The sequence below is a fragment of the Rubellimicrobium aerolatum genome (assembly GCF_017872975.1).
Lineage (GTDB): Bacteria > Pseudomonadota > Alphaproteobacteria > Rhodobacterales > Rhodobacteraceae > Rubellimicrobium > Rubellimicrobium aerolatum.
In genome coordinates, this window is the sequence record NZ_JAGGJP010000008.1 from 137560 (window position 1) to 161498 (window position 23939).

20 protein-coding genes and 4 pseudogenes are annotated in these 23939 nt (G+C 71.9%); 9 read left to right on the forward strand and 15 right to left on the reverse strand.

Features of this window, described 5'->3' with window-relative positions; all coding sequences use genetic code 11:
- Positions 1-59 precede the first annotated feature (59 nt).
- Positions 60-591: pseudogene (locus J2Z33_RS18350) on the reverse strand (IS5 family transposase); the annotation flags it as partial.
- A gap of 321 nt (positions 592-912) precedes the next feature.
- Between J2Z33_RS18350 and J2Z33_RS10840 the strand changes: the two are divergent.
- Positions 913-2084, forward strand: a pseudogene (locus J2Z33_RS10840) (IS5 family transposase).
- A 336-nt stretch (positions 2085-2420) separates the two neighbouring features.
- Here J2Z33_RS10840 and J2Z33_RS10845 read toward each other — a convergent pair.
- From J2Z33_RS10845 to J2Z33_RS10865, 5 genes are all read right to left on the reverse strand, one after another.
- Entirely contained in the window at positions 2421-3740 is a 1320-nt protein-coding gene (locus tag J2Z33_RS10845) for a TRAP transporter large permease (protein ID WP_209840700.1), read from the reverse strand.
- Entirely contained in the window at positions 3737-4303 is a 567-nt protein-coding gene (locus J2Z33_RS10850) for a TRAP transporter small permease (RefSeq protein ID WP_209840701.1), read from the reverse strand. Before J2Z33_RS10850 ends, J2Z33_RS10845 begins: the two co-directional genes overlap by 4 nt.
- Before the next feature lies 1 nt (position 4304).
- Positions 4305-5345: a TRAP transporter substrate-binding protein gene (locus J2Z33_RS10855; RefSeq protein WP_209840703.1), complete on the reverse strand. Its 1041-nt coding sequence runs from the start codon at positions 5343-5345 to the stop codon at positions 4305-4307.
- A gap of 189 nt (positions 5346-5534) precedes the next feature.
- The gene (locus J2Z33_RS10860; RefSeq protein ID WP_209840705.1) at positions 5535-6734 is read right to left on the reverse strand and encodes a LysR family transcriptional regulator; all 1200 of its coding nucleotides are present in this window, start codon (positions 6732-6734) and stop codon (positions 5535-5537) included.
- Entirely contained in the window at positions 6731-7621 is an 891-nt protein-coding gene (locus tag J2Z33_RS10865; RefSeq protein WP_245218769.1) for an NAD(P)-dependent oxidoreductase, read from the reverse strand. Before J2Z33_RS10865 ends, J2Z33_RS10860 begins: the two co-directional genes overlap by 4 nt.
- A gap of 155 nt (positions 7622-7776) precedes the next feature.
- On the opposite strand from J2Z33_RS10865, the gene J2Z33_RS10870 reads away from it, so the two are divergent.
- From J2Z33_RS10870 to J2Z33_RS10885, 4 genes are read left to right on the forward strand one after another with little or no spacing between them, the layout of a single operon-like run.
- Complete coding sequence (locus J2Z33_RS10870) at positions 7777-8511, forward strand: PIG-L deacetylase family protein (RefSeq protein ID WP_209840709.1); 735 nt, start codon at positions 7777-7779, stop codon at positions 8509-8511.
- A gap of 10 nt (positions 8512-8521) precedes the next feature.
- The gene (locus J2Z33_RS10875) at positions 8522-9493 is read left to right on the forward strand and encodes a VOC family protein (RefSeq protein ID WP_209840711.1); all 972 of its coding nucleotides are present in this window, start codon (positions 8522-8524) and stop codon (positions 9491-9493) included.
- Between the two features lies 1 nt (position 9494).
- Positions 9495-10166, forward strand: coding sequence for a 4-carboxy-4-hydroxy-2-oxoadipate aldolase/oxaloacetate decarboxylase (locus tag J2Z33_RS10880; protein WP_209840713.1), 672 nt, complete (start codon positions 9495-9497; stop codon positions 10164-10166).
- Positions 10159-11298: a 4-oxalomesaconate tautomerase gene (locus J2Z33_RS10885; protein ID WP_209840715.1), complete on the forward strand. Its 1140-nt coding sequence runs from the start codon at positions 10159-10161 to the stop codon at positions 11296-11298. Before J2Z33_RS10880 ends, J2Z33_RS10885 begins: the two co-directional genes overlap by 8 nt.
- A 26-nt stretch (positions 11299-11324) precedes the next feature.
- Here the strand turns inward: J2Z33_RS10885 and J2Z33_RS10890 are convergent, their stop codons facing one another.
- From J2Z33_RS10890 to J2Z33_RS10920, 7 genes are all read right to left on the reverse strand, one after another.
- Complete coding sequence (locus J2Z33_RS10890) at positions 11325-13406, reverse strand: TonB-dependent receptor domain-containing protein (RefSeq protein ID WP_209840718.1); 2082 nt, start codon at positions 13404-13406, stop codon at positions 11325-11327.
- Positions 13407-13643: 237 nt separating this feature from the next.
- Positions 13644-14402: an iron ABC transporter ATP-binding protein gene (locus J2Z33_RS10895; protein ID WP_209840720.1), complete on the reverse strand. Its 759-nt coding sequence runs from the start codon at positions 14400-14402 to the stop codon at positions 13644-13646.
- Entirely contained in the window at positions 14399-15343 is a 945-nt protein-coding gene (locus tag J2Z33_RS10900) for an iron chelate uptake ABC transporter family permease subunit (protein ID WP_209840722.1), read from the reverse strand. The genes J2Z33_RS10895 and J2Z33_RS10900 overlap by 4 nt, the downstream gene beginning before the upstream one ends.
- Entirely contained in the window at positions 15333-16268 is a 936-nt protein-coding gene (locus J2Z33_RS10905) for an ABC transporter permease (RefSeq protein ID WP_209840724.1), read from the reverse strand. The genes J2Z33_RS10900 and J2Z33_RS10905 overlap by 11 nt, the downstream gene beginning before the upstream one ends.
- Before the next feature lie 15 nt (positions 16269-16283).
- Positions 16284-17186, reverse strand: coding sequence for a siderophore ABC transporter substrate-binding protein (locus J2Z33_RS10910; protein WP_209840725.1), 903 nt, complete (start codon positions 17184-17186; stop codon positions 16284-16286).
- A gap of 173 nt (positions 17187-17359) precedes the next feature.
- The gene (locus J2Z33_RS10915; RefSeq protein WP_209840727.1) at positions 17360-17677 is read right to left on the reverse strand and encodes a DUF2218 domain-containing protein; all 318 of its coding nucleotides are present in this window, start codon (positions 17675-17677) and stop codon (positions 17360-17362) included.
- 2 nt (positions 17678-17679) lie between these two features.
- A complete protein-coding gene (locus J2Z33_RS10920) occupies positions 17680-18249 on the reverse strand; it encodes a PadR family transcriptional regulator (RefSeq protein ID WP_209840729.1) in 570 nt (189 codons plus the stop codon).
- A 177-nt stretch (positions 18250-18426) separates the two neighbouring features.
- Here J2Z33_RS10920 and J2Z33_RS18355 point away from each other — a divergent pair, with 177 nt between their 5' ends.
- Positions 18427-18879 carry an energy transducer TonB gene (locus tag J2Z33_RS18355; RefSeq protein ID WP_245218770.1) on the forward strand — a complete coding sequence of 151 codons (453 nt, stop codon included), beginning with the start codon at positions 18427-18429 and terminating at the stop codon, positions 18877-18879.
- 238 nt (positions 18880-19117) lie between these two features.
- Here J2Z33_RS18355 and J2Z33_RS18360 read toward each other — a convergent pair.
- Together J2Z33_RS18360 and hpbA are read right to left on the reverse strand one after the other, a co-directional pair.
- Positions 19118-19586, reverse strand: a pseudogene (locus tag J2Z33_RS18360) (proline racemase family protein); the annotation flags it as partial.
- A gap of 29 nt (positions 19587-19615) precedes the next feature.
- Entirely contained in the window at positions 19616-21652 is a 2037-nt protein-coding gene (hpbA, locus tag J2Z33_RS10930; protein ID WP_209840732.1) for an N-methyl-L-proline N-demethylase HpbA, read from the reverse strand.
- A gap of 87 nt (positions 21653-21739) precedes the next feature.
- Between hpbA and J2Z33_RS10935 the strand changes: the two genes are divergently transcribed.
- The 3 genes and pseudogenes from J2Z33_RS10935 to J2Z33_RS10945 all read left to right on the forward strand — a co-directional run bounded on the left by J2Z33_RS10935 (position 21740) and on the right by J2Z33_RS10945 (position 23939).
- A complete protein-coding gene (locus tag J2Z33_RS10935) occupies positions 21740-22405 on the forward strand; it encodes a TetR/AcrR family transcriptional regulator (RefSeq protein ID WP_342454169.1) in 666 nt (221 codons plus the stop codon).
- Between the two features lie 14 nt (positions 22406-22419).
- Positions 22420-22626: pseudogene (locus tag J2Z33_RS18705) on the forward strand (NAD(P)-binding domain-containing protein); the annotation flags it as partial.
- A gap of 647 nt (positions 22627-23273) precedes the next feature.
- Positions 23274-23939 (forward strand): SDR family NAD(P)-dependent oxidoreductase, encoded by a 666-nt coding sequence (locus tag J2Z33_RS10945; RefSeq protein WP_209840736.1) that lies wholly within the window; start codon positions 23274-23276, stop codon positions 23937-23939.

A 23939-nucleotide genomic window follows, 5' to 3' on the forward strand; every position in this document is an offset into this window, starting at 1 on the left:
CATGTTGCTGTCGCGTCCCAAGAGCCGCTCGGCCTAGGCCCTATGGGCGCTTGCCTCAATCACGGGACGCTGGCGGCGAGGGTGGCGACGGCGGGGTAGTTCTGGGCTGTTTTCTTGTATCGTGTGGCTACCCGCCGGACCTGCTTGAGCTTGGCAGGGCGGCATTCGCTGAGGTGGCGCTCCTTGTGGAGGTGCCGATCGAAGGGGTGCTTCTTGGTCCGCGAGGGGCTGTTGGGGATCACGGCCGTGGCGCCGATCCTTTCCAGGGCGGCCCGAAGGTGGTCGGCCTCTTAGGCCGCATCGGCCAGCACGACCTCGGGCCGGTCGCGGGCCAAGAGGGCTGCCGCTTGGGGCGCGTGGCCCCGGTGGCCGGCTGTTCGGACAAGGCGCACCGGGCCGCCCAGGCCACGCGCGTCCAGATGAACCTGGTGCTCGGGCCGCCGCGGGAGCGGCCAGGGGCCTGTTCCGCAGACCCCCCCTGTCCGCACCCACTGCATGCTGGTGGGCGCGCACGATGGTGGAGGCGAGGATCGGGCGCTCAAAGTCCGGATCCGCGGCCCTGACGTCGAAGAGGCGCGGCCCCGCGCCCTTCTGGCGCTACCGCGAGAAGCGCCGCAATCCGAGCGGCCCCTCCGCCGTCAGCAGACCCGCCTGGAACTTCCGCCGCCAAAGCGTCAGAAGCGAGCGCAAGATCCCATGCGCCGCGCCGTTGCGGCAGCCTGCCGGGCACCGCGCAGGCTTTCCTCCACGATACGGATCCCGTCCTCGGCGGCCCGGTTCCTGCGCCGACCCACGTCGGACGTCGAAGGGACCTCCACTTGCGATGGGGCCTTTAGCAGGTCGCTGAAGAACTCGGCCCTCGACGCGTTTGGGAGGACATGACTCACCGTTCCGGAGAAACTGGGGGCGGTGATGCGCGGGACGGACGAGGTGACGGTGTCGCTGTTCAGCTACGTCGACCTGGAAGAGCGCATCCCCGCCCGTCACCCGCTGCGCAAGGTGCGCCGGATCGTCAGCGAGGCGCTGACCAGCCTCGATGCCGAGTTCGATCGACTCTATGCGCTCGAGGGTCGTCCGTCCATCGCGCCGGAGCGGCTGGCTCGCGGGCTAGCCTGATCCAGATCCTGTTCTCGGTCCGCTCCGAGCGGCGGCTCATGGAGCAGATGCACTACAACCTGCTGTTTCGCTGGTTCGTGGGCCTTGGCATCGACGATCCCGTCTGGGTGCCGGAGGTGTTCTCGAAGAACCTCGATTGCCTGCTGACGACCGACATGTTCCGCAAGGTCCTGGCGGCGATCCTGGCGCACCGGGAGGTGGCATCACAGCTGTCGGACGAGCACTTCTCAGTCGATGGCACGCTGGTGAAGGCCTGGGCGTCGATGAAGAGCTTCCAGCCAAAGGGCGAGTGGGTGCCACCCGATGAAGGCGGCGATCGGGGCGAGCCACCCTCTGACTGCTCCGACGCCGCTCCCGACCAGCTCCAGACCGAGACCGCCCCGATGACCCGTCCCGCCCGCCAGGATCGTAACGCCGAGGTCGACTTCCGGGGCGAGAAGCGATCAAACGCCACGCATGCCTCGATCACCGACCCTGAGGCGCGGCTCTACAAGAAGTCGCCCGGCACCGGCGCGATGCTCTGCTTCAAGGGGCATACCCTCATGGAGAACCGCAGCGGCCTCATCGTCCAGGCCGACCTCACGCAGGCCGGCGGCCATGCCGAACGCCGGGCTGCGCTCGCCATGATCCACCGCCACTCGCCGGGCTCGACACGCCGCCTCACCCTCGGCGGCGACAAGGGCTACGACAGCGCCGACTTCGTCACCGAGTTGCGGCAGGCCTGCGTGACCCCGCATGTCGCCCGAAAAGCGCGGCACTCTGCCATCGATGGCCGAACCACCCGTCATGCTGGTTAAGCCCTGTCCCAGAAGCGCCGCAAGAAGATCGAGGAGCCCTTCGGCTGGACCAAGACCGTGGGCGGCATGGTCCAGACCGTCACCCGTAGCGTCGAGCGGGTCCGGGCCAGGTTCACGCTGACCATGGCCGCCTGCAACCTCGCCCGACTGCCCCGCCTGCTGGCCATGTGATCGGGGACACCCAGCAAGCGCCCCTGCACGACCGACCACAACAGCTGCCGTCAAACCCGACCGATCGGGAAACCGTCCTGATCGCAAGACTTCTTCAGCGACCTGCTAGAGCCTGCCAGGAGCCCGCAAGGCAGTCGCTGTCTGTGCCGTGTGCGATCACGGATGCCGCGACTTCAGGCGGGATGCCGGAAGGGCTGTGAGGCTGGACGGGCCAATCGGGTGCGAAGTCGTCGAAGGCATAGCGAGGCGGCTCTCTTCGGTTGCAGCCGCCCCTGGCGAGACTTGTGTTCAGTCCCAGTCGGGACTCTCATTGGCGCCGACCTCGGCCTCCCACCGCTACCCCATCCAGCGGACGAGCCCCACGGCGACCGCGGGCACGAAGAAGATCAGGAGGAGGCGCAGGACGTCCGCCGCCACGTAGGGCATGACGCCCCGGTAGGTCTCGCGCAGGGGGACGTCGCGGGCGATGGCGCCGATGACGAAGACGTTGAGCCCGATGGGCGGGGCGGTGAGGCCGATGCCCACCACGACCAGCACCAGGATGCCGAACCAGAGCGCCACCTCGTCGGGCGGGATGCCGAAGTCGAGCGCCTGCACCAGCGGGAAGAACACCGGCAGGGTCAGGATGATCATGGCGAGCTCGTCCATGACCGCGCCCAGCACGACGTAGCTGAGGAGCAGCAGGGCCAGGACCAGCGTCGGCGCGAGGCCCAGGCCGGAGATCCACTGCGCGAGGCTCGACGGCATCTGCGTGAGCGCCAGGAAGGCGTTGAACACCTCGCCCCCGAGCAGGATCAGGAAGATCATGGCCGTGGTCTCGGCGGTGATGCGGAGGCTGCGGACGAGGCCGTCCCAGCCGAGCTTGCGGGTGACGAGGCCGATGAGCAGCATGGCGATGGCGCCCACCGACGCGCCCTCGGTGGGCGTGAAGACCCCGCCGTAGATGCCGCCCAGCACGACCACCGCCACCGCGACGGTCGGCCAGATGGCCACGAGCGCCGGCAGCCTCTCGGGCCAGGGGACGCGGGGCAGGACGGGCGCGAGGTGGGGCCGGCGGCGGACCACGACGGCGATGGCGAGGCAGTAGAAGAGCGCGGCGAGGAGGCCGGGGATCAGGGCGGCCTGGAACAGCTTGGCGATGTTCTGCTCGGTGGTGATGGCGTAGACCACCAGCACCACCGAGGGCGGGATCAGGATGCCCAGCGTGCCGCCGGCCGCGATGGTGCCGGTCGAGAGCGAGCCGGCGGTGCCGTAGCGCTGGAGCTCGGGCAGGGCGGCGCGGCCGAAGGTGGCCGTGGTGGCGACCGAGGAGCCGCAGATCGCCCCGAAGCCGGTGCAGGCGCCGATCACCGCCATGGCGAGCCCGCCCTTGCGGTGGCCCAGGCAGGCCCGCGCCGCCGTGAAGAGGTCGCGCGCGAGGCCCCCCTGCTCGGCCAGGGCGCCCATCAGGACGAAGAGCGGGATGACCGTGATCGTGTAGTTGGCGAACAGGAAGTAGGGCGTGGTCTTCATGTAGGCCAGGAAGGGCAGGAGGCCCGACATCGACAGGTAGCCGCCGATGCCGACGACCAGCATGGACATCCCGATCGGCATCCTGATCCCTATCAGCAGGATCAACGCGAGGAAGCCCGTCAGGGCCGCGAGGTTGCCGCTCATGCGCCCTTCCTCCAGGTGCGGAAGCCCACGACCAGGGCCGTGAGGGCGAGAAGCGCCATGAGCGCCGCGCAGGCCGCCACCGCCCACCAGGTCGGGACCGGCAGCATCATCAGCGTGACGCGGCTGCGGAACTGGTCGGCCGCGCCCAGGGCCAGCCGCCAGGCGAGGATGGCCGCGACAAGGCCGAACACCACGTCCCACAGGCCGTCGAGCGCATCCTGCGCGCGTTGCGGCAGGCGGGTGGTGAAGGTGTCCACCGCGATGTTGCCGCGGACCGCCACGCAGAGCGGGAACATGCAGAAGGCCGCGATCGCCGCCGCGAGCTGCACGATCTCGAAGTCGCCGGTGATCCCCGCGCCCGTGACCGTGCGGAGCGCGACGCTGGTCGTGACCAGCGCCGCGATGCCGAGGAGGAGCGCCCCGCCTCCAAGGGCGAGCCCCCGCGCGAGCGGCCCCATGCGGGGGCCGGCGATGCCGTCCTCGGCGTGGGGCACGGGCTCGGGATGCGGGGTCGCCTCCTCGAGCTCGGCGTGGACGTTGGCCTGCCTTTCCTCGGCCTCCATGTCAGGCGCCCTGCCCGTGCTTGGCGATGAGCGCCTGCGCTTCGGCCAGCAGCGCCGCGCCGTCGAAGCCCTGGTCGGCCGAGGCGGCGATCCAGGCGTCGCGGACGGGCTGGGTGGCCTCGGTCCAGCGGGCGACCTCCTCGGGCGACAGAGTGGTGATCGTGTTGCCGGCCTGGGTGGCGAGGTCGATCACCTTGGGGGTGTTGGTGTCGAACATGGCGGCGACCATGTCGGTCGCGGCCTGCCCCGAGTTGGCGTCGATCACCGCGCGCAAGTCCTCGGGCAGCCCCTCGTAGCGCGCCTTGTTCATGGCGAGCAGGAAGGTGGACACGTAGAAGGTCGGCGTGCCGGGGAAGCCCAGGTGGTTCGACACCAGTTCGTGCAGCTTGATGGAGGGCACGATCTCCCATGGCACGGCCGCGCCGTCGATCACGCCCTGGCTGACCGCCTCGGGCACCTGCGGCACGGGCATCCCCACCGGCACGGCCCCGAGCGCCGCCAGCCCCTCGCCGGCGAGGCGGGTGGGGAAGCGGATCTTGAGCCCCGCCATGTCGTCCAGCGTCGTCACGGGCGTGTCGGTGTGGATGAGGCCGCCGTCCGAGGCCCAGAAGCAGATCGGATGCACCTCGGCGAACTCGTCGGCAAGGTTCGCCTCCGCGAACTCCTGCACGGCGCGCGAGTTGACGCGGGAGGTCTGGGCGCCGACGAAGGGCAGCTCGAAGACCTCGATCTTGGGGAAGCGGTTGGCGGTGTAGCCCGGCAGCGTCCAGACCACGTCCACCACGCCGTCGCGGGCCTGGTCGTAGAGCTGCGGCGGCGTGCCGCCGAGCTGCATGGACGGGAACACGTCGATCTTGATGCGGCCGTCCGACTCGGCCGCGACCTTCTCGGCCCAGGGCACGAGGAACTCGTTGTGGCCCGGCGACACGCCCGACATGAAGTGATGGAGCCGCATCGAGACCTCCTGCGCGCCCGCGCGGGTCGCGCGCAGGACGGCGGGGGCCGCGAGAAGGCCTCCCAGGACGTGGCGTCGGTTCAGCATGGTGGTCCTCCCTAGGCGGCGCGCCTCCCGCGCCCTGATCGCTGGCGGGCGTCTGAAGGCCGGGTCATGGCCCGGCGACGCCCTCCTCCGGACGGCCACGGGCCCGGTCTCCTCCGGCCTGCGTGACGTCCTCCCTCCCGCCTCATCGCCCGACTCCGGTCCCCGGAGCCAATCAAAGCGGGGAAGGGGTCATTGAATCTGGCTATAGGGCCTGACTGTCCGGGCGCGGGCCGCCTGCGCCACGCAGTCGAGGAAGGCCTGCTGCGAGGCGGTCGGGACCCAGTCGATCCGGGTGGTGAGGCCGATGGGCCGGGTGGTGCCGGGCAGGAGCAGGGGCAGGGGCACCAAATGCCCGTGCGCGATCTCGGCGGCGACCTGCAGGCGCGAGGCGCAGCCCAGGTGGTCGCTCTGCTCGAGGAGCTGGCGCATGAGGATGAGCGATCCGCTCTCGATCAGGCTGCGCGGGGCGGGGATGGCCTGATCCGCGAACTGCGCGTCGAAGAGCGACCGGATGGGCGAGCCGGGGCGGTTCACCACGAAGGGGAACTCCGCCACCTCGGCGAGGGTGAGGCCCCCCCGCCCGGCCAGCGGGTGGCCGGGGCGGGCGACGATCACGAGGTCGTCCTCGAAGAGCGGCGCCTGCCGGATGTCGGCGATGGGGGAGGGCAGGCGCAGCGCGCCGATCAGCACGTCGGTCTCGCCGCGCCTGAGCGCGCCCAGGAGGTCGTCGTAGGGGCCTTCCTCCACCCGGATCGTCAGCAGGGGCCGGGTCTGGCGGAAGGCGGCGATGGCCTGGGGCAGGAGCAGCGAACGGGCCAGCGGCATGGAGCCCACGACGATGCGCCCGACCTCCCGCCCGGCCATCTCGGCGAGCTCCATCGCCGCCTGGTCGAGCTCGGCGAAGGCCAGGCGCGCGGCATCGGCCAGTGTCCGGCAGGCCTTGGTGGCGATCAGCCCGTGCGCCGTGCGCTCGAAGAGCGGGCGGCCCGTCTCGCGCTCCAGGTCCGAGACGGCGCGATGGACGCTGGGCTGGCTGAGGCCGAGCCGCCGGGCGGCGAGGGTGAAGTTCTCGGCCTCGCGCACGGCGATGAGCGCGCGGAGCTGCGAGCCGGTCGTGGTGAGCGCGAGCCGGGGCGACAGCGCCGCCGCCGCCGCGTCGAGCCGCCCCAGCGCGCGGCGCACCCGTGCCCCCAGCGCGAGGCCCGCCTCGGTGGCGAAGAGCCCCTGCGGCATATGGCGGAACAGCGGCAGGCCCGCCTCGGCTTCGAGCTTGGCCACGGCCTGGGTCACGGCGGGCTGGGACAGGTGGCAGGCCTCGGCCGCGCGCGTGACCGAGGTGGTGTCGAGCACCTCCAGGAAGACCCGAAGGTGGCGCAGGTTGCGGATCATGCGAGGGGCCGCAGCGCGGCGAGCGCGAGGTCCGCCCGCGCCTCGGGCTCGGCGCCATGGAGGTCCAGCCCCAGCGCGCCTAGCCGCTCCTGCCACGCGACCGTGGCGCCCGCCATGTCAGCGGGGAGCCCGAGGTCCGCCAGGAAACTCGCCACCTCCCGCATCTCGGCGGCGCGGCGGAGGCCGTGGGAGGCCATGCGTTCGAGGTTGTAGGCTCCGCGCGCGGCCCAGTCCCAGCCGGGGTCCGAGGCCTGGAGCGAGGCCAGCACCTCCGCGTCCACCCCCGCCGCGCGGGCAGCGACGAGGCACTCGGCGGTGATCGCCTCCAGGCCCTTGATGACGACCGAGCGCAGCATCTTGATGGCCGAGGCCTGCCCGACCTGCGGCCCCACCACGCGCGGGTGCATCCCGAGTCGCCGAAGGAACTCCGCGGCCTCCTCCGCATGGGGCCCGGAGACGAGGAGAGGCACCCGGATCCCTTGCGGATGGACAGGCGCCATGATGGCCACGTCGGCGTAGCGACCTTGCCGCGCCTCGATCCGCTGGGCCGCGCGGCGCTTGGCCTCGGGGGCGCAGGAGTTCCCGTCGAGCCAGAGCGCGCCGGGGGCCAGCCCCTCCGCAGCCTCGGCGGCGGCCACCGCCTGGTCGGCGGTCACGAGACAAAAGGCGGCCTCGGCCCCGGCCAGCGCCTCGGCGGCGTCCTTGGCCGCTGCGACCCCGCGCGCCGTCATGGCGTCCCGCATGGACGCGGCCTCGGCGGAGGCGAGCTTGAGGTCCCAGGCCGCGCGGCCGGGGGCCGCCGGCGCGATCCCCTCGGCAAACAGACGTCCGGCCTCGCCGAAGCCGATGAAGGCGATCCGCCCGCCCCGCGACGCCCCATCCGCCATTCCCATCCTCCCGTCCGCCAGCATTCCGAGATTGGACCGGCGCGGGTCCCCGCGCCAAGGGCGCATAGCCAGAACTTATGGCTGGTGCCTCTTTCGAAATTGGCGTTCCAGGCCGATTGGCGCAGGCAGGCGGCACGACCCAAGAGGAGGATTCCATGCCCGACCCGAAGACCGCGCTGGTCATCAGCGCCCATGCCGCCGACTTCGTGTGGCGCTGCGGCGGCGCCATCGCGCTGCACGCGAGCCAAGGCTACGAGGTCACGGTGGTCTGCCTGTCCTTCGGCGAGCGGGGCGAGAGCGCCAAGCTCTGGAAGCAGCCTGGCATGACGCTGGACCGCGTCAAGGCCGCGCGCCGGGACGAGGCGGAGAAGGCGGCGCAGGCTCTGGGCGTGCACGACCTGATCTCCTTCGACCTCGGCGACTATCCCCTGCGGCTCACGGACGAGGACAAGTACCGGCTCGTGGAGGTGATCCGGAAGGTCCAGCCGTCCTTCATGCTGTCCCACTCGCAATACGACCCCTACAACACCGACCACGCCTACGCGACGCAGGTGGCGCTCGAATGCCGCATGATCGCGCAGGCCTGGGGGCACGAGCCCGGCGCGAGGGTCCTGGGCGCGCCGCAGCTCTACCTCTTCGAGCCGCACCAGACCGAGCAGATGAACTGGAAGCCGGATGTCTTCCTCGACATCACGTCCGTCTGGGACCGCAAGCGCGCCGCCATCGAGTGCATGGAAGGGCAGGAGCACCTCTGGGAGTACTACACCCGGGTCGCGCAGAACCGCGCCAACCACTTCCAGCGCAACTCGGGCGGGCAGTCCGGCGGGCGGCAGGCGAAATACGCCGAGGGCTTCCAGTCCGTCTTCCCCCGCACCGTCGACGAGCTCTGAGGTCCGACCCATGAACCACGCCACCAACCCGTCCTTCGACCTCGCGCACCTCGCCCATGTCGAGATCTACACCGACCGCTTCGAGGACAGCCTCGACTTCTTCACCCGGATCTATGGCCTGAAGCTCTCGGGCCAGGACGAGACCTCGGCCTACCTTCGCGCCTGGGACGACTACGAGTTCCATTCGCTCAAGCTCACCCGCTCGGACCGGACGGGCGTGGGCCATGTCGCCTACCGCGCCGCCTCGCCGGAGGCGCTGGAGCGGCGCGTCAAGGCCATCGAGGCCTCGGGCTACAAGGTCCACGGCTGGACGGAGGGCGACCTCGGCCATGGCCACGCCTTCCGCTTCGAGGACCCCTTCGGCCACGTCTTCGAGATCTACTGGGAGACGACGTGGTTCGAGGCCCAGGAGGACGCCGAGCGCGCGGCGCTCAAGAACACCGCGTCCGCCTTCACCGGCGCCGCGCCGCGCCGGATCGACCACCTGAACCTGCTCAGCTCCGACGTGACCGAGTTCCGCCGCTTCATGGAAACCTGCCTGGGGTCCCGCGTGACCGAGATCATCCAGCTCGACAACGGCCGGCTCGGCGGCTGCTGGTTCACGATCAACAACAAGACCTACGACCTCGCCTGCACCGAGGAGCACGGGGGCGGCCACGGGCGGCTGCACCATGTCACCTACGCCACCGACCAGCGCGAGGACATCCTGCGGGCGGCCGACCTCTTCCTGCAGAACGGGGTGCACATCGAGACCGGCCCCCACAAGCACGCCGTGCAGGGCACGTTCTTCCTCTATGTCTGGGAGCCCGCCGGCAACCGGGTGGAGCTGGCCAACGCCGGCGCGCGGCTGATCCTCGCGCCCGACTGGGAGCCGGTGGTCTGGACCCAGGCCGACCGGATGAAGGGGCAGGCCTGGGGCCTCAAGACCATCGAGTCGTTCCACACGCATGGCACCCCGCCGGTGCAAAAGGCGGAGGCCTGAGATGGGGGTCGTCATCCAGACCATCGAGCGCGCCGATCCGGCGGTGATCGACGGCCTCGCCCGCGCGGGCGTGGCGACCGTGCACGAGGCGCAGGGCCGCAAGGGCTACCTCGGGCCGCGCCTGCGCCCCATCTGGGCGGGCGCGCAGGTGGCGGGCTCGGCCGTGACCATCTCCGCGCCCCCGGGCGACAACTGGATGGTTCATGTCGCCATCGAGCAACTCCGCGAGGGCGACATCCTGGTGCTCGCGCCGACCTCGTCCTGCACGGACGGCTACTTCGGCGACCTGCTGGCCACCTCCGCCCTGGCGCGGGGCTGCCGGGGCCTTGTCATCGACGCGGGCGTGCGGGACGTAAGGGATCTCACGCGGATGGGCTTTCCGGTCTGGTCGGCGGCGGTGTCCGCCCAGGGCACGGTCAAGGAGACGCTGGGCGCGGTCAACGTCCCCGTCGTCTGCGGCGGGCAGGCGGTGGCGGCGGGCGACGTGATCGTGGCCGACGATGATGGCGTGGTGGTCGTGCGGCGCGCCGAGGCCGCCGAGGTGCTGGCCGCCGCCGAGACGCGCCTCGCCGCCGAGGAGGCCAAGCGCCAGCGCCTCGCGGCGGGCGAGCTCGGGCTCGACCTCTACGGGATGCGCGAGCGCTTGGCCGGGAAGGGCCTGCGGTATGTCTGACCGACCCGATCCGGTTCGCGACGGCATCCCCTGCCTTTGGATGCGGGGGGGCACGTCGAAGGGGGTCTACCTTCTCGCCGCCGACCTGCCCTCGGACCCGGCGGAACGCGACCGCCTGCTCCTGCGCCTGATGGGCAGCCCCGACCCGCGCCAGATCGACGGGATCGGCGGGGCGGACCCGCTCACCTCCAAGGTGGCGATCCTCTCGCCCGCCTCGCGGGCCGACGCGGACGTGGACTACCTGTTCCTGCAGGTCTTCGTGGACCGCCCGCTCGTCACCGACGCGCAGGGCTGCGGCAACATCCTGGCGGGCGTCGGCCCCGCCGCCATCGAGCGGGGGCTGGTGGCGGCGCAGGACGGCGAGACGCCCGTCCGCATCCACATGCGCAACACCGGCGAGGTGGCCCTGGCGCGGGTCCGCACCCCTGGCGGGCGGGTGAGCTACGAGGGGGACGCCGCCATCGACGGCGTGCCCGGCACCGCCGCCCCCGTGCCGCTGATGTTCCAGGGCATCGCGGGCTCGATGTGCGGCGCGCTCCTGCCCACCGGGAACGCCGTGGACGTGGTGGAGGGCGTGGAGGCGACGCTCATCGACAACGGGATGCCCTGCGTGGTCCTGCGCGCCGCCGACCTGGGCATCACGGGGCGCGAGGACCGCGAGGCGTTGGAGGCCGACGCCACCCTCAAGGCGCGCGTCGAAGCCGTCCGCCTCGCGGCCGGGCCGCGGATGAACCTCGGCGACGTGACGGAGACATCCGTGCCCAAGATGATCCTCGTCGCCGCGCCCCAGGCTGGCGGCGCCATCGCCACGCGCGCCTTCATCCCCCACCGCGTCCACGCCACCATCGGCGTCTTCGCCGCCGTCTCGGTCGCCACCGCCTGCACGCTGCCGGGCTCGCCCGCCGCCGGGCTCGCCAAGCGGCCCACCGACGGCCGCTTCGCCATCGAGCACCCCACGGGCGCCGTCGAGGTGCTCCTCACCTTCGACGAGGCAGGCCAGGTGACCGGCGCGGGCACGCTGCGGACCGCGCGCAAGCTCCTGGACGGGCGGGTCTTCGCTGGAACGGCGGCGAGCGCACGTCGTTGCGGGTCCAAACGCCCCGATGCCCGAGAAGGCCCGGGCGGGCCCTAGGGCACCGCCTGGGCGGAGCTGGATCGTCAGAACCGGGCGGTGGTTCCGAGCCAGAGGCTGCGGCCGGCGCGGGTGGTGCCGAACTCGGACTCCTCGATGGTCTCGTCCAGCACGTTGTATATCGCGGCGGAGAGCGTCACCGACTCGCTGACATCGTAGCTCACGCCGAGGTCCACGGTGGCGTAGGCGCCGTAGGTCCGGCCCACGACGACGCCCTCGTCGTTGGTGATCGCCTCACCATTCTCGCCCACGCGCAGACCGACGTTCTGCTCCTCGCCATGGTAGGCGGCGAGGCCCCACAGGTCGAGCCCGTCGATGCGCGTCTCGTAGTCGAGGCGAAGGCTGGCCAGATGCTCGGGCGTGCGGGCGAGGGGGTAGCCCTCGTAGTCGCCGTTGAGCTGCTCGCTGTCGGTGTAGGTGTAGGTGGCGCGGAGGGCGAGCCGGTCGGTGGGCTTCCAGTCGCCGGTCAGCTCCAGGCCGCGGATGCGGGCCTCGCCGATGTTGTAATGGTAGAAGAGGGTGTAGCGCGGGTCGTCCGGGTAGACGGCGAAGCTGCCCTCGGCGTCGAAGACGCGGGCGTTGGTGATCTTGTCGCGGATCTCGTTGTGGAAATATGTCGCGCCGAGGGACAGGCGGTCGGTGCCGTAGAGGACGCCGAGTTCATAGTTCGTCGAGGTCTCGGCCTCCAGGTCCGGGTCGCCGACGATGACGCCGCAGGGCTGCGCCGCCGTGGGGTCGAGGACGCAGCCGCCGCCTCCGGTGGTGTAAAGGTAGCCCGGCGCGATCTCGCGGATGTCGGGGGCCTTGAAGCCGGTGGAGACGCCGCCCTTGACCGTCAGGCTGGGCGTGGCCTGCCAGACGCCGTAGAGGCGCGGGGTGAAGGTGTCGTCGTATTCCTCGTGCCGGTTGAGGCGCAGGCCGGCGGTGAGGGCGAAGCTCGGGACGATCCGCCATTCGTCCTCGACGAAGATGGCACCCTGGGCGATCTGGAACTCCTGGTCCTCCTCGATCCCGGTGCCGGGATTCTGGTCGGTGAGGACGGAATCGATGATCTGCGTGCCCAGCGTGAGGGTGTGGAGGCCGTGGAAGGCGAGGCTGCGGGTGGCCTTGGCGTCGAGGATGGTGGTCTCGATCCGGGGGGAGCGCGCGTCCTCGGTGAAGGCGAGGTCGGTCGAGGCGCGCTCGAAGTTGGTGCGCTCGCCGGTCTCGCGCTGGAGGTCGAGGTCGAGCGTCCAGCCGGCGAGGGTCCCATCGTAGCCGAAGGCCAGGTGCTCGCGGGTGTTCTTGCGGCGGGAGAGGGCGTCCTGCGCCTCCTCCTCGATGGTGGTGCGGCCGGCCTCGGCGTAGAGGGTGTGGCCGGGGGCCGCGCGCCAGGTCAGGCGGCCGGTGAGGTCGCCCTGGTCGCCCTCGTAGTCCGCGCCTTCCACGTCGCTGCCGTCGCGGTCGAGCCCGCGGCCCCAGACCTGCAGACCGAGCCGGTCGGCCAGGAGCGGGCCGCCGGCGTAGAAGCCGAGCTGCTGCTCGGCCCCGAAGGCGTCGTCCTCGGGAAGGCTGGTCGAGGCGGTGACCTCGCCGCCCCATTCGTCGGGGACGGGCTTGGTGATGATGTTGATGACGCCGCCGATGGCGTCCGAGCCGTAGAGCGAGGACATCGGCCCGCGTACGACCTCGATCCGCTCGATAGCGGCGGCGGGCGGGATGAAGCTCTGCTCGTAGCCCGAGGAGCCGTTGACGCGGCTCTCGCGCGTGCCTTGGCGGCGGCCGTCCACGAGGATCAGCGTATACTCACCGGGCAGGCCGCGGATGTAGATGTCGTCCTCGTTGGCGGTGCCGGTGGTCACCACGCCCTGCACGCCGCGCAGGGCGTCCGACAGGTCGGTGACCTGCTCGTTCACCAGGTCCTCGCCGGGGACGACCGAGATGCTGGCGGGCGCCTCGGCCACGTTCTGCTCGAATCCCGAGGCGGTGACGACGATGGTGCCGAGGAAGACCGGCGCCTCGCCCGAGACGTCCATCACGGGAACCTCCTGCGCGCGGGCGAGGGTGGGGGCGAGCAGGGCGGCGAGGGCCGCCGCATGGCGGAGCCGGGACGGGCGGGGTCGTGTCATGTTCGTGATGCCTTTCGATGTCGCGCGCGCCTGAGACGGGCGGCTCCGCAGGCGGAGGCGCCGACCGGCGGCGGCCGGGGATGCCGGCGCGCGCAGGGCGGCCGGGGATTGGAGGGGCGGCGACGCGAAACTGGCATTCGGGCGGGCTGGCGCGCCGGGTCGGCCGGGCCGGGCCCGGGCGGGGCAAGAGCTAGTTTGTCCTACTTAAATCGTCAACCATCCGCGAGGCCCGCCTCCTCAGCCGTAGTGGAGCGCCACCGGGCGGCCGTCGACTTGGCGGACAGGGACCGGCGTGCCGTAGAGCGCGCCCAGACGCTCCTCCGTCAGGACCTCGGCCGGCGCGCCCTCGAAGGCGAGGCGTCCTTCCTTGAGCGCGACGATGCGGTCGGCGTGGGCGGCGGCGTAGTTCACCTCGTGGATCACCACGACGACCGTGCGGCCGTGCCGGTCGGCCACCTCGCGCAGGGTCCGCATCAGGTGGCGGGCGTGAGCCATGTCGAGGTTGTTCAGGGGTTCGTCGAGCAGGAGATAGTCCGTCTCCTGCGCGAAGGTCATCGCCACGAGCGCGCGCTGGCGCTGGCCGCCGGACACCTCGTCGGCGTAGCGGTCGCCCAGGTCGTGCAGGCCGAAGAGGGCCAGCGCCTGCTCGACCTTGGCGCGGTCCCCGGAGCCGGGGCGGCCGCGATGATGGGGGTAGCGCCCGAACTCCACGAGGTCGCGCAAGGTCAGGCGCGCGCCGAACACGGTGTCCTGCCGCAGGATCGCCAGCTTGAGAGCGAGGCGGTCGGTCGGCGTCCGCGTCACGTCGAGGCCGTCGAAGCTGATCCGCCCGGCCTGCAACTTTTGCAGGCGGGCCATCAGCGACAGCAGCGTGGACTTGCCCGCGCCGTTGGGGCCGATGAGCGCCGTGACGCCGCCCGATGGCAGGCGGAGCGTCACGTCGCTCAGGATGGGACGGCCCGAAATGGCATGGCTCACGCCCAGGATCTCGATCATCGCGCGCGCTCCCGCAGGACGAGGACAAGGAAGGCGAGGCCGCCCAGGAACTCTACCACCACGCCCAGCGTGGCGGTCAGACCCAGGAGGCGCTCGACCACGAGTTGTCCGCCGACCAGCGCGATCCCGGCGATCAGCGCGGCGGCGGGAAGGAGGAGGGCGTGGCGGTGCGTCCGCATCAGCCGGTCGGCCAGGGCGGTCACCAGGAGGCCGAAGAAGGTCACGGGGCCGACAAGGGCGGTCGAGGCGCTGACCAGCGCCGCTACCAGCACCAGGACCAGGAGGACGGAGCGGGCGTGGTCGAGGCCAAGGCCGATGGCCGGGTCGCGGCCGAGCGCCAGCACGTCGAGCCGGTGGCGCATCCGCCAGGCGCCAAGGCCGGCGGCGGCGGACAGGAAGGCGGCTAGGGCGAGGAGCTGCGAGTCGATGGCGCCGAAGCTCGCGAAGGAGCTGGCCTGCGCCACAACGAAGTCGTTGGGGTCGATGAGGCGCTGCAGGAAGCCCGACAGGCTGCGGAACAGCACGCCCAGGATCAGGCCGGTCAGCACCATGCGGTGGAGATCCTGCCGCGCCGAGCCGAGCAGCGTGCCGAAGAGGAGGAGCGCCGCCCCCATCAACAGCCCGAACTCCAGCCCGAAGCGGAGGAGGGCGGGCAGGGCCGCCGCGCCCACGCCGCCGAGGGCGAACACGAGCCCGGTCTGGAGCAGCACGAAGAGCGCGTCAAAGCCCATGACGGACGGGGTAAGGATGCGGTTGCCGCTGACGGTCTGGAAGAGGACGGTCGCCGTCGCGATGGCCGCGCCCACGACGAGGAGGGCGGCGAGGCGCGTTCCCCGCCAGGCCAGGACGAAGCCCCAGTCCCCCCGCGCGCCCAGCGTCAGGAAGGCGGCGCAGAGGGCGAGAAGCAGGACCAGGAGGGTCGCGAGGCGCTTATCCGGCACGGCCGGGCCTGCCATGGAGCAGCAGGAGGAACACCACCGCGCCCACGACGCCGAGAACGGTGCCGACCGGGATCTCGTAGGGGTGGCGCACGATCCGCCCGATGAGGTCGCAAGCCAGCACCAGCGTCGCCCCGAGCAGCGCCACGCCGGGCAGCGTCGCCCGCAGGTTGTCGCCCAGGAGGCGGCTCGCGATGTTGGGGACGACGATGCCGACGAAGGGAATCATGCCCACGGTCGCCACCGTCAGCGCCGAGACGACCGACACGATGAGGAGCCCGAGGAGCACGACCCTGCCGTAGTCGAGCCCGAGGCTGACGCTCGCCTCGCGGCCCAGGCCCGCGATGGTGAAGCGGTCGGCGGCGAGGTAGGCCGCCACCGCCACCGCGCCCGAGGCCCAGAGGAGCTCGTAGCGGCCGAGGATCACGCCCGAGAACTCCCCATTGGTCCAGACCTCGACGTATTGGAGGAGGTCGAGCTGGTAGCCGATGAAGACGACCACCGCGCCGATGACCGAGCCGTAGACCAGCGCCACCATCGGCACGAGGAGCGGCTGCGTGGGCGGGAGGCGGCGCACGACGAGGAGGAGCCCCCCGGTGGCGAGGAGGGCGCAGAGGCTCGCGGCGGCCATCTGCGCCAGGATCGGCGCGTCGGACCAGAACAGGGTGACGAGGAGGATGCCCAGCGCCGCGCCTTGGCCGGTGCCGGAGGTCGTGGGTTCCACGTAGCGGTTGCGGACCAGCATCTGCATGACGAGGCCCGCCACCGCCATCGACGCGCCCGTGAGGATCACGGCCAGGGTGCGGGGCAGGCGGCTGACCAGCAGCACGCCCCAGGCCCCGGGGTTGCCGGGCGCGAGGTCGATCACGCCCGTGAGCAGGCTCGCCACCGCAAGGACGGCGAGCAGCGCCGCCGTCCCCCATGTCACCCCGGCCGTCACCGATCAGCTCGCCGAGCCGAAGGCCTTGATGATCCGGTCGAGGTTGCGCGACAGGGCCTGCACCCCGCCGCCCGCGACGTAGGACTCGGCGGCCGGCAGGTAGATGACCTGGCCCTCGCGCCAGGCGGTCGTCTCGGACACGAGGGCGTTGTCGAGCGTCGCCTGGGCGCGCGCGTCCTCGGAGCCGATGGCGGCGGCGCGGTCGATGACGATCAGCCAGTCGGGGTCGGCGTCGCGGATGAACTCGAAGCCGATGGCCTCGCCGTGGGTGTCGGTGGCGAGGCCCTCGACGGCCTGCGGCAGCCCGAGGTCGGCGTGCAGCCAGCCGAAGCGCGAGCCCGCGCCATAGGCCGACATCTTGGGGCCGTTGGTCAGCACCACGAGCGCCGTGCCCTTGCCGGCCACGGCGACACGCGCCTGCGCGAGCTTGGCTTCCACGTCGGCCTTCAGCGCCTGCGCCTCGGCCTCGCGGCCCAGGATCGCGCCGTAGGCGTCGAGCCGGGACAGCGCGGTGCCCACGAGGTCGGTGCCGGGGATGGTCATGTCGATGGTCGGGGCGACGCCCGCCAGCGCCTCGGCCTGCGCCGCCGAGCGACCGCCGGCGATCACGAGGTCGGGGGCCAGGGCGTTCACCGCCTCGAAGTCGGGCTCGAAGAGGGTGCCGACGGGCTCGGCTTCGGCCACGAAGTCCTGAAGGTAGTCGAGCGATACCTGGTTCGGGACGCCGGCGGCGGTGGCCCCGAGCGCGTCCAGCGTGTCCATCGCCGCCACGTCGAAGACGACGAGGCTGGCGGGCTGCTGGGGCACCTCGACGGGTCCGCGGGCGGTCTCGACCGTGACGGTCTGCGCGAAGGCGGGCGAAGCCAGAAGAAGGGTTGCCGCGGTCAGCGCGGAAAGGCGGCGCATGGGAGGGTCTCCTGCTATGGACGGGGGCCCAGCGTCCTGGCTCGGAATCGGCGTCCTGGCGGCGCTAGTGGCCCCGGAGGTAGCGCATCGGTCGAAGGCCGTCCAGACAGTAAGTTGAGTGAAAGAGTAGGAGACCGGAGCGGGGCCGCCCGCGACCGGGGCGGCCCCATGGCTCAGGCGGGCTGCCAATCGAAGGCGAGCGGCGCCTCGCGGAAGGCGAAGCGGTCGAGATGGCGCTGGACCGCGCCCTTGAGGCCGTCGAGCTGGCCTTCCGCGCTCGCGGCGAGGCAGCATTGGAGGGCGTCGTCGGTGGCGGTCAACGTGAGAACCGCCTCGCCCGGCCAGTCGGCGCCGCGCGCGTCGCGAGGGAAGGTTACGGTGCCCAGGGTGTCGTCGAACTCGACCCGGAGGTTATGGGTCCAATGCTTGCAGAGCTGCTGGAGATACTTGGAGGCGTGCGGGGTGGGCACGCGCGCGATGGCGCTGGGCATGGTCAGAGCCTTTCGATCTTGCGGGCCGCCTCGTCGATGAGAGCGGCTGCGTCGAGGATCAGCGCCCGGTCCGCGCCGTCCTGGCTGAAGCGTCCGTGAAGCGCGGCCTTGAGGTTCTGCATGGCGCGGCGGATGGGAGTGGCGTCGGTGCGCTCCTGCACCTGGGCCAGAGCCGTAAGGCGGGCGAGGGCGGCCTCGACCTCGGCGGCGCGCTCGGCAAGGTGCTGGCGCCCGGCCTCGGTGGCGGCGGCGACCTTTCGCGCGCCCTCGCCCGCCGCCTCCTCGGCGAGGCCCATGTCGAGGAGCAGCGTCAGCGTTGGATAGACGACGCCGGGGCTGGGCGCGTAGGCGCCCCCCGAGCGGGCCTCCATCTCGCGGATGAGGTCGTATCCGTGGCGCGGCGCCTCGGCCACGAGCCAGAGGAGCACGAGGCGCAGCTCGCCGGGCTCGAAGACGCGGCGACGGCCGCCACGGGTGTCGAGCGCAGGGCCATGCTCCGCGCCGCGAGGGCCGCGACCAGGCCGGGCGAAATGGCGCCGTCCACCGAAGGGGGGGTGATGGGGGTGATGCATGGATGATCCTTCGCGATGATGCCGACGTAAGATATAACTTGTAACGATCTTCGCAAGGGCCGGGCGATCACGGGCCCTGCCGGGGATGGGCTAAGGGTCCGGGGCTTCGTCCTGCGCGCCGCGACGGAATCCACATCGAGCCGCGTTGAAGGGGCGCAGTTCTGGTGGAGACCCCCAATGCATCCGTTCCGTCCGCTGGCCTTGGCCGCCCTCGCCCTGCCGCTTCTGGCCGCCTCGCTCTCCGCCCAGGACGCGTCCAGCGCGGCCTTGCCCGATGTGGTCGCGCAGCTCGGGCTCACCGAGGTGGAGGCGCACAGCCATCGCGGCGAGGGACGGCACCTTCAGGGACGGCTGCCCGAGGGGGCCTGGGTCGAGGTGGACCTCCACCGCGACGGCCGCGTGGAGGAGGTCGAGGCTCACGATGGCGACGGCTTCCCGATCGCGGCCGTGGCGGCGCTGGTGCCCGAGGCGGTGCGCGCGAGCCCGTCCTTTCCGGCCGAGGCGCGGCTGCACAAGCTGGACTGGGACGGCGACCGGATCGAGATCGAGGGCCGCGACGGCGAAGGCCGGGAGTTCGAGGCGGAGTTCGCCACGGATGGCCGGCTGATCGAGATGGACGTGGAGGACTGACCCTCGCCCGGTGTTGAGCCGGCTGGCGCGCTCCGTTCGGCCGGTCAGGGTCGCGGAGCGGCGAACCCGCCTCGGCCGCGATGATGGTCCGGGCGGTCCTGAAGCATCGCGGCCCGGGTCGCGCGACGACCACGATGCGCGACTTCGGCCTGGCCAAGCAACGCGTGACCAGGCCGTCGGGAAGGCTTTTCCTGGCTTGCCTCTCGGGAACGCGTCGCCGCCATCCTCGTTCCGGTTCCGTTCGGGCTGTCGCCGATCGGCGCGCGCCCGAGAGTGGCCCGGCGAGGAGGCAGAAGGAGACGTGACGCCAGTCCGGGTTCTCGGGATGCTGCGAGCCCAGTTGCGCGCGGGCGGCGTTGGTGATCCTGACGCCGAGCCTGACGAGATCGTGAGCCTCGCCCGTCCTGAGCGCGCAGCCCAGCGCCGCCGCGTCCAGGATCACGAAGCTGCTGCCTCCGCGGACGGTATCGACCCGCGGTCCCCCGAGCCCCTCGACGTCCAGCTTCGCGTCGAGCCACGCCGCGAAGGACGGGAGGTTGCGACGAAGATGCGTTCGGCCTTGCCGTTCCGGCATCCGCCCGCACCCGGACCAGGCCGCCCGGCGCCTCAAGCACGAGGTGGGTTTCCGGCTCCAGCATCGGGACGATCCCGGCGTCGAGCAGCACGGTCGCCACGCAGATCGAGCTCGCCTTCGGCATGGGCGGAGATCACGTGGATGGTCCTGCCGGAGCGCACCTCAGAGGTCCTTCACCAGCCGCAGCGCGTCATAGATCGCCGCATGGGTGTTGCGCGAGGCTACCGCGTCGCCGATGCGGAACAGCCGGAACCGCCCCTCGGGGTTCCGCACGATCCCCTGCGCGCGCCCCGTCGCCAGCGCCTCGTGATCCACCTCGCCGCTGTTCGCCGACAGCGCCCTGAGGTCGAAATACACCTCGTCCAGCGGCCGCGTCCCGTGGTTCACCACCACCTGATCGACGACCCTCTCGCGCGTCATGTCGCCGTAGTCGCTCCCCAGCGTCGCGACGAGTTGGTTCCCCTCCCGCCGCACCGCCACCAGCCGCCACGTCACCGTGAAGGTCACGTCCCGCCGCTGAAGGCTCCGCATATAGGGCACGAGGTTCATCGCCATGACCTCGGGCGCGAAGGACCGATCCGGCGTCACGACCTCCACCCTGGCCCCCGTCGCGGCGATCATCTCGGCGGCCTGGAGCCCCGCGTGGTCGCCGGCGTCGTCATGGACCAGCACGTTCGTCCCCGGCCGCGCGTCCCCCGCCAGGATGTCCCAGGCCGAGACCACCAGATCGTTCCCCGCCCGCAGCACCTCCGTATGCGGCAGCCCGCCCGTGGCGACGATCACCTCGTCGGGCTCGGTCGCCAGCACCGCCCCGGCGTCCGCGAAGGTGTTGAAGTGGAAGCGCACGCCCTTCTTCTCGCACTGCGCCATCCGCCAGGCGACGATGGAGATCATCTCCCGCCGCCGCTCGCTTTGCGCCGTCAGCCGGATCTGCCCGCCGGGCTCGTCCGCCGCCTCGAAGACCGTGACCGCGTGCCCCCGCTCGGCCGCGACTCGCGCCGCCTCCAGCCCTGCTGGGCCCGCGCCCACCACCGTGACGCGCTTGCGCGCCGGGGCAGGGGGGATCGCGTGCGGCATCGACCCCTCGCGCCCGGTGGCCGGGTTGTGGATGCAATAGGCCGCGCCGCCCTGGTAGATGCGATCCAGGCAGTAGTTCGCCCCCACGCACGGCCGGATGTCGTCCTCGCGCCCCTCCAGCACCTTCCGCATCAGGTGAGGATCGGCCATGTGCGCCCGCGTCATCCCCACCATGTCGAGCTTGCCCTCGGCGATGGCGAATCGCGCCGTCGCGAGGTCGGGGATCTTGGCGGCGTGGAACACCGGGAACCCCGTCGCCGCCCGCACCTCGCCCGCGAAGTCGAGATGCGGCGCGTTCGCCATCCCCTGGATCGGGATCACGTCCGTCAGCGCCGCGTCGGTGTCGATGCGCCCCCGGATGACGTTCAGGAAGTCCACGAGCCCGCTGTCCCGCAGCCGCCGCGCGATCTCGAACCCCTCGGCCCGGGTGATGCCGCCCGGATGCGCCTCGTCGAACACGCCACGCACGCCGACGATGAAGTCGGGGCCGCACCGCTCGCGCACCGCCCGCAGCACGTCGAAGGTGAAGCGCAGCCGGTTGTCGAGAGACCCGCCATAGGGCGCCTCGAGGTCGTTGGTCAGCGGCGACCAGAACTGGTCCATCAGGTGCCCGTAGGCCTCGAACTCGATGCCATCGACGCCCGCGGCCTTCATCCGCTCGGCGGCGTCGGCGTAGTCGCCGATCACCCGCGCGATGTCCCAGTCCTCCATCCGCTTCGGAAAGGCCCGGTGCGACGCCTCCCGCTCGTGGCTGGGCGACACCACCGGCAGCCAGTCCCCCTTGTCCCAGCGCGTCCTGCGCCCAAGGTGCGTGAGCTGGATCATCACCGCCGCGCCGTGGTCGTGGCACTCGTCCACGAGCTGGCGCATCCAGCCCACCACCTCGTCCTTCCAGGCCAGGATGTTGTTGAACACCGGCGGGCTGTCCCGCGCCACGGAGGCCGAGCCCGCCGTCATCGTCAGCGCCACGCCGGCGCGGGCCCGTTCCACGTGATAGGCGCGGTAACGCTCCTTCGGCATCCCGTCCTCGGGATAGGCGGGCTCGTGGCTGGTGATCATCACCCGATTGCGGAGCGTCAGGTGCTTGAGCCGGTAGGGCTGGAGAAGGGGGTCGTGGATCATGGCGAGGGGTTTCCGCAAAGGTGGCGACGTCCGAAGGGCTAGACCCCTCTGTTCACCTGTGTCAAGATCGTGTCCATGGATGAACACGTGACCGACAGAACCGTCCGCCGCCCCGCCCCGCCCGAGGAGCCCGCCGCCCGCGGCTCCGCCGACCTCTGGCTCGACGCCGCCTATCAGGCGCTCATCGAAGGCGGCGTGGACGCGGTGAAGATCCTGCCGCTCGCCGCGCGCCTGAACCTCTCGCGCACCAGCTTCTACTGGTTCTTCAAGGACCGCGACGGGCTCCTGTCCGCGCTGGCCGACCGATGGGCCGGCACCAACACCGCCGCGCTGATCGCCGCGACGGACGCCTACGCGGAGACCGAATCCGAGGCGATGCTCAACGTCATCGGCTGCTTCCTCGACGCTTCCGCCTTCGATCCCCGCTTCGAGTTCGCGGTCCGAAGCTGGGCGCTCCAGTCCCCCGTCCTGACCGCCCGCGTGGCCGAGGCCGACCGCGACCGGCTCAAAGCGCTCACCGCCATGATGGAGCGCTGGGGCCACGCCCCGCTCGACGCCGACGTGCGGGCGCGCACCGTCTACCTCGTCCAGATCGGCTACATCTCGCTCCAGACCCAGGAAACGCTGGCCGAGCGGATGCGCCGCGCCCCCGTCTACGTCGAGATCTACACCGGCCGGCGCCCCGAGCCGCGCGAGCTGGCCCGCTTCCACGCCCGCCACGGCCACGACCCCCAGGAGGACACCGCCGCCTGACCCGCCTCGGCCTCATCGGCGCGACCGGCTGGCTCGGCTCGGCCCTCACCCGCGCGCTGCTGGCGAACGACCTCGTCCCCGCGACCTCCCTCGTGCTCCTGAACCGGAGCGGCGCGCGCCCTGCCGACGTCGTCCACTCCGCCGTGACCTGGGCCACCGACCCCGCCGACCTCGTGGCCCGCGCCGACGCCGTGATCCTGTCCGTCCGCCCCGAGGACTTCCCCGCCCTCGCGCTCCACGCCCCCGGCCGTCCCCTCGCCAAGCCGCGGGCGCGCCGTCAGGGTCGTTCCGAGCCAGTCGGCGAACCGCGTCCGGCGGCCGGGCTCGGTTCGCGGCCGAGGGCAAGGACGACATGGTGGCGGTCCTGCCGGCCAGGGCGGCCTGGGTCACGCCGAACCCTCGGCGGCCCGCGTGACGCTCTCGGTCCGCGCCGCCGCCTCGAAGGTCACGAGGGCGCCTCGGGACGAGGTGCTGCGGCGCATCGTCATGCCCTGATCCTTCCGTGCGCCTACCCGTCGCATCGAAGGGAATCATGCAAGAACGGAAGTTCTCCGTGATCGAGCAAGGACTCCTCCGAGGCGAGTCCCCCCTGCCGCCGGCGCGCGCGGGGCGACCGGCGGGCACCGATCCCATTCCGAACCCGATGCGACCGATGATCCCGTTGCCCCTCACGGGTGCGCCGGCCTGGAGCGACCGCGAGCCGCTCGAATGCGGGATGGTCCGCCCGGCATCTGCTTCATGCGGTGCGCCAACCGCCCGGCGGACCTGATCTTCGGCAAGCGGCTCGAACACTATCGCCGCGGCGGCCTCGGCGGGGCAGGTCGCGGCGTGGCCTTGCGGCTGCGGGCCGGTCGCCTAGCTTGGGCGCATGGACAGGGCGTTGGTGATCGGGGCGTCGGGCGGGATCGGAGCGGCGCTCGCGCGGGCGCTGGAGGCGCGCGGGGCCGAGGTCGCGCGGCTGTCTCGGTCGGGCGACGGGCTGGACCTGCGGGACCCGGCTTCCGTCGAGCGGGCGATGGCGGGCGTCGAGGGGCCGTTCGGGACGGTGCTGGTGGCGACCGGCATCCTCGCGCCCGAGGGGCGGGGGCCCGAGAAGTCGCTGGCCGCGCTGGACGCGGAGGCCATGGCCGAGGTGCTGCGGGTGAACGTCGTCGGCCCGGCGCTGGTCCTGCGGCACGCGGCGCGGCTCCTGCCCCGGAGGGGGCGGTCGGCGCTGGGGGTGCTCTCGGCCCGGGTGGGCTCGATCGGGGACAACCGGCTGGGGGGCTGGCATTCCTACCGCGCCTCGAAGGCGGCGCTGAACCAGGTCGTCCGGGGCGCGGCGATCGAGCTGGCGCGGACGCACCGGGAGGCCGTGGTGGCGGCGCTGCATCCGGGGACGGTGGAGACGTCCTTCACCGAGGCCTACGCGCCGGGCCACGGGAAGGTCACGCCCGAGGAGGCGGCGCGGCGGCTGCTGGCGGTGCTCGACCGGCTCGGCCCCGCCGAGACGGGGCGGTTCTGGGACCACGAGGGGCGCGAGGTGCCGTGGTGA

What these genes read in the sequence shown, in the direction of transcription:
- J2Z33_RS18355 (WP_245218770.1), top strand. Translation starts at nt 18,427, where the DNA reads ATGCATCCGTTCCGTCCGCTGGCCTTGGCCGCCCTCGCCCTGCCGCTT.
- J2Z33_RS10945 (WP_209840736.1), top strand. Translation starts at nt 23,274, where the DNA reads ATGGACAGGGCGTTGGTGATCGGGGCGTCGGGCGGGATCGGAGCGGCG.
- J2Z33_RS10850 (WP_209840701.1), bottom strand. Translation starts at nt 4,303, where the DNA reads ATGGAGGCCGAGGAAAGGCAGGCCAACGTCCACGCCGAGCTCGAGGAG.
- J2Z33_RS10875 (WP_209840711.1), top strand. Translation starts at nt 8,522, where the DNA reads ATGAACCACGCCACCAACCCGTCCTTCGACCTCGCGCACCTCGCCCAT.
- J2Z33_RS10855 (WP_209840703.1), bottom strand. Translation starts at nt 5,345, where the DNA reads ATGCTGAACCGACGCCACGTCCTGGGAGGCCTTCTCGCGGCCCCCGCC.
- J2Z33_RS10885 (WP_209840715.1), top strand. Translation starts at nt 10,159, where the DNA reads ATGTCTGACCGACCCGATCCGGTTCGCGACGGCATCCCCTGCCTTTGG.
- J2Z33_RS10895 (WP_209840720.1), bottom strand. Translation starts at nt 14,402, where the DNA reads ATGATCGAGATCCTGGGCGTGAGCCATGCCATTTCGGGCCGTCCCATC.
- J2Z33_RS10920 (WP_209840729.1), bottom strand. Translation starts at nt 18,249, where the DNA reads ATGCATCACCCCCATCACCCCCCCTTCGGTGGACGGCGCCATTTCGCC.
- J2Z33_RS10890 (WP_209840718.1), bottom strand. Translation starts at nt 13,406, where the DNA reads ATGACACGACCCCGCCCGTCCCGGCTCCGCCATGCGGCGGCCCTCGCC.
- J2Z33_RS10915 (WP_209840727.1), bottom strand. Translation starts at nt 17,677, where the DNA reads ATGCCCAGCGCCATCGCGCGCGTGCCCACCCCGCACGCCTCCAAGTAT.
- hpbA (WP_209840732.1), bottom strand. Translation starts at nt 21,652, where the DNA reads ATGATCCACGACCCCCTTCTCCAGCCCTACCGGCTCAAGCACCTGACG.
- J2Z33_RS10845 (WP_209840700.1), bottom strand. Translation starts at nt 3,740, where the DNA reads ATGAGCGGCAACCTCGCGGCCCTGACGGGCTTCCTCGCGTTGATCCTG.
- J2Z33_RS10870 (WP_209840709.1), top strand. Translation starts at nt 7,777, where the DNA reads ATGCCCGACCCGAAGACCGCGCTGGTCATCAGCGCCCATGCCGCCGAC.
- J2Z33_RS10880 (WP_209840713.1), top strand. Translation starts at nt 9,495, where the DNA reads ATGGGGGTCGTCATCCAGACCATCGAGCGCGCCGATCCGGCGGTGATC.
- J2Z33_RS10860 (WP_209840705.1), bottom strand. Translation starts at nt 6,734, where the DNA reads ATGATCCGCAACCTGCGCCACCTTCGGGTCTTCCTGGAGGTGCTCGAC.
- J2Z33_RS10910 (WP_209840725.1), bottom strand. Translation starts at nt 17,186, where the DNA reads ATGCGCCGCCTTTCCGCGCTGACCGCGGCAACCCTTCTTCTGGCTTCG.
- J2Z33_RS10865 (WP_245218769.1), bottom strand. Translation starts at nt 7,621, where the DNA reads ATGGCGGATGGGGCGTCGCGGGGCGGGCGGATCGCCTTCATCGGCTTC.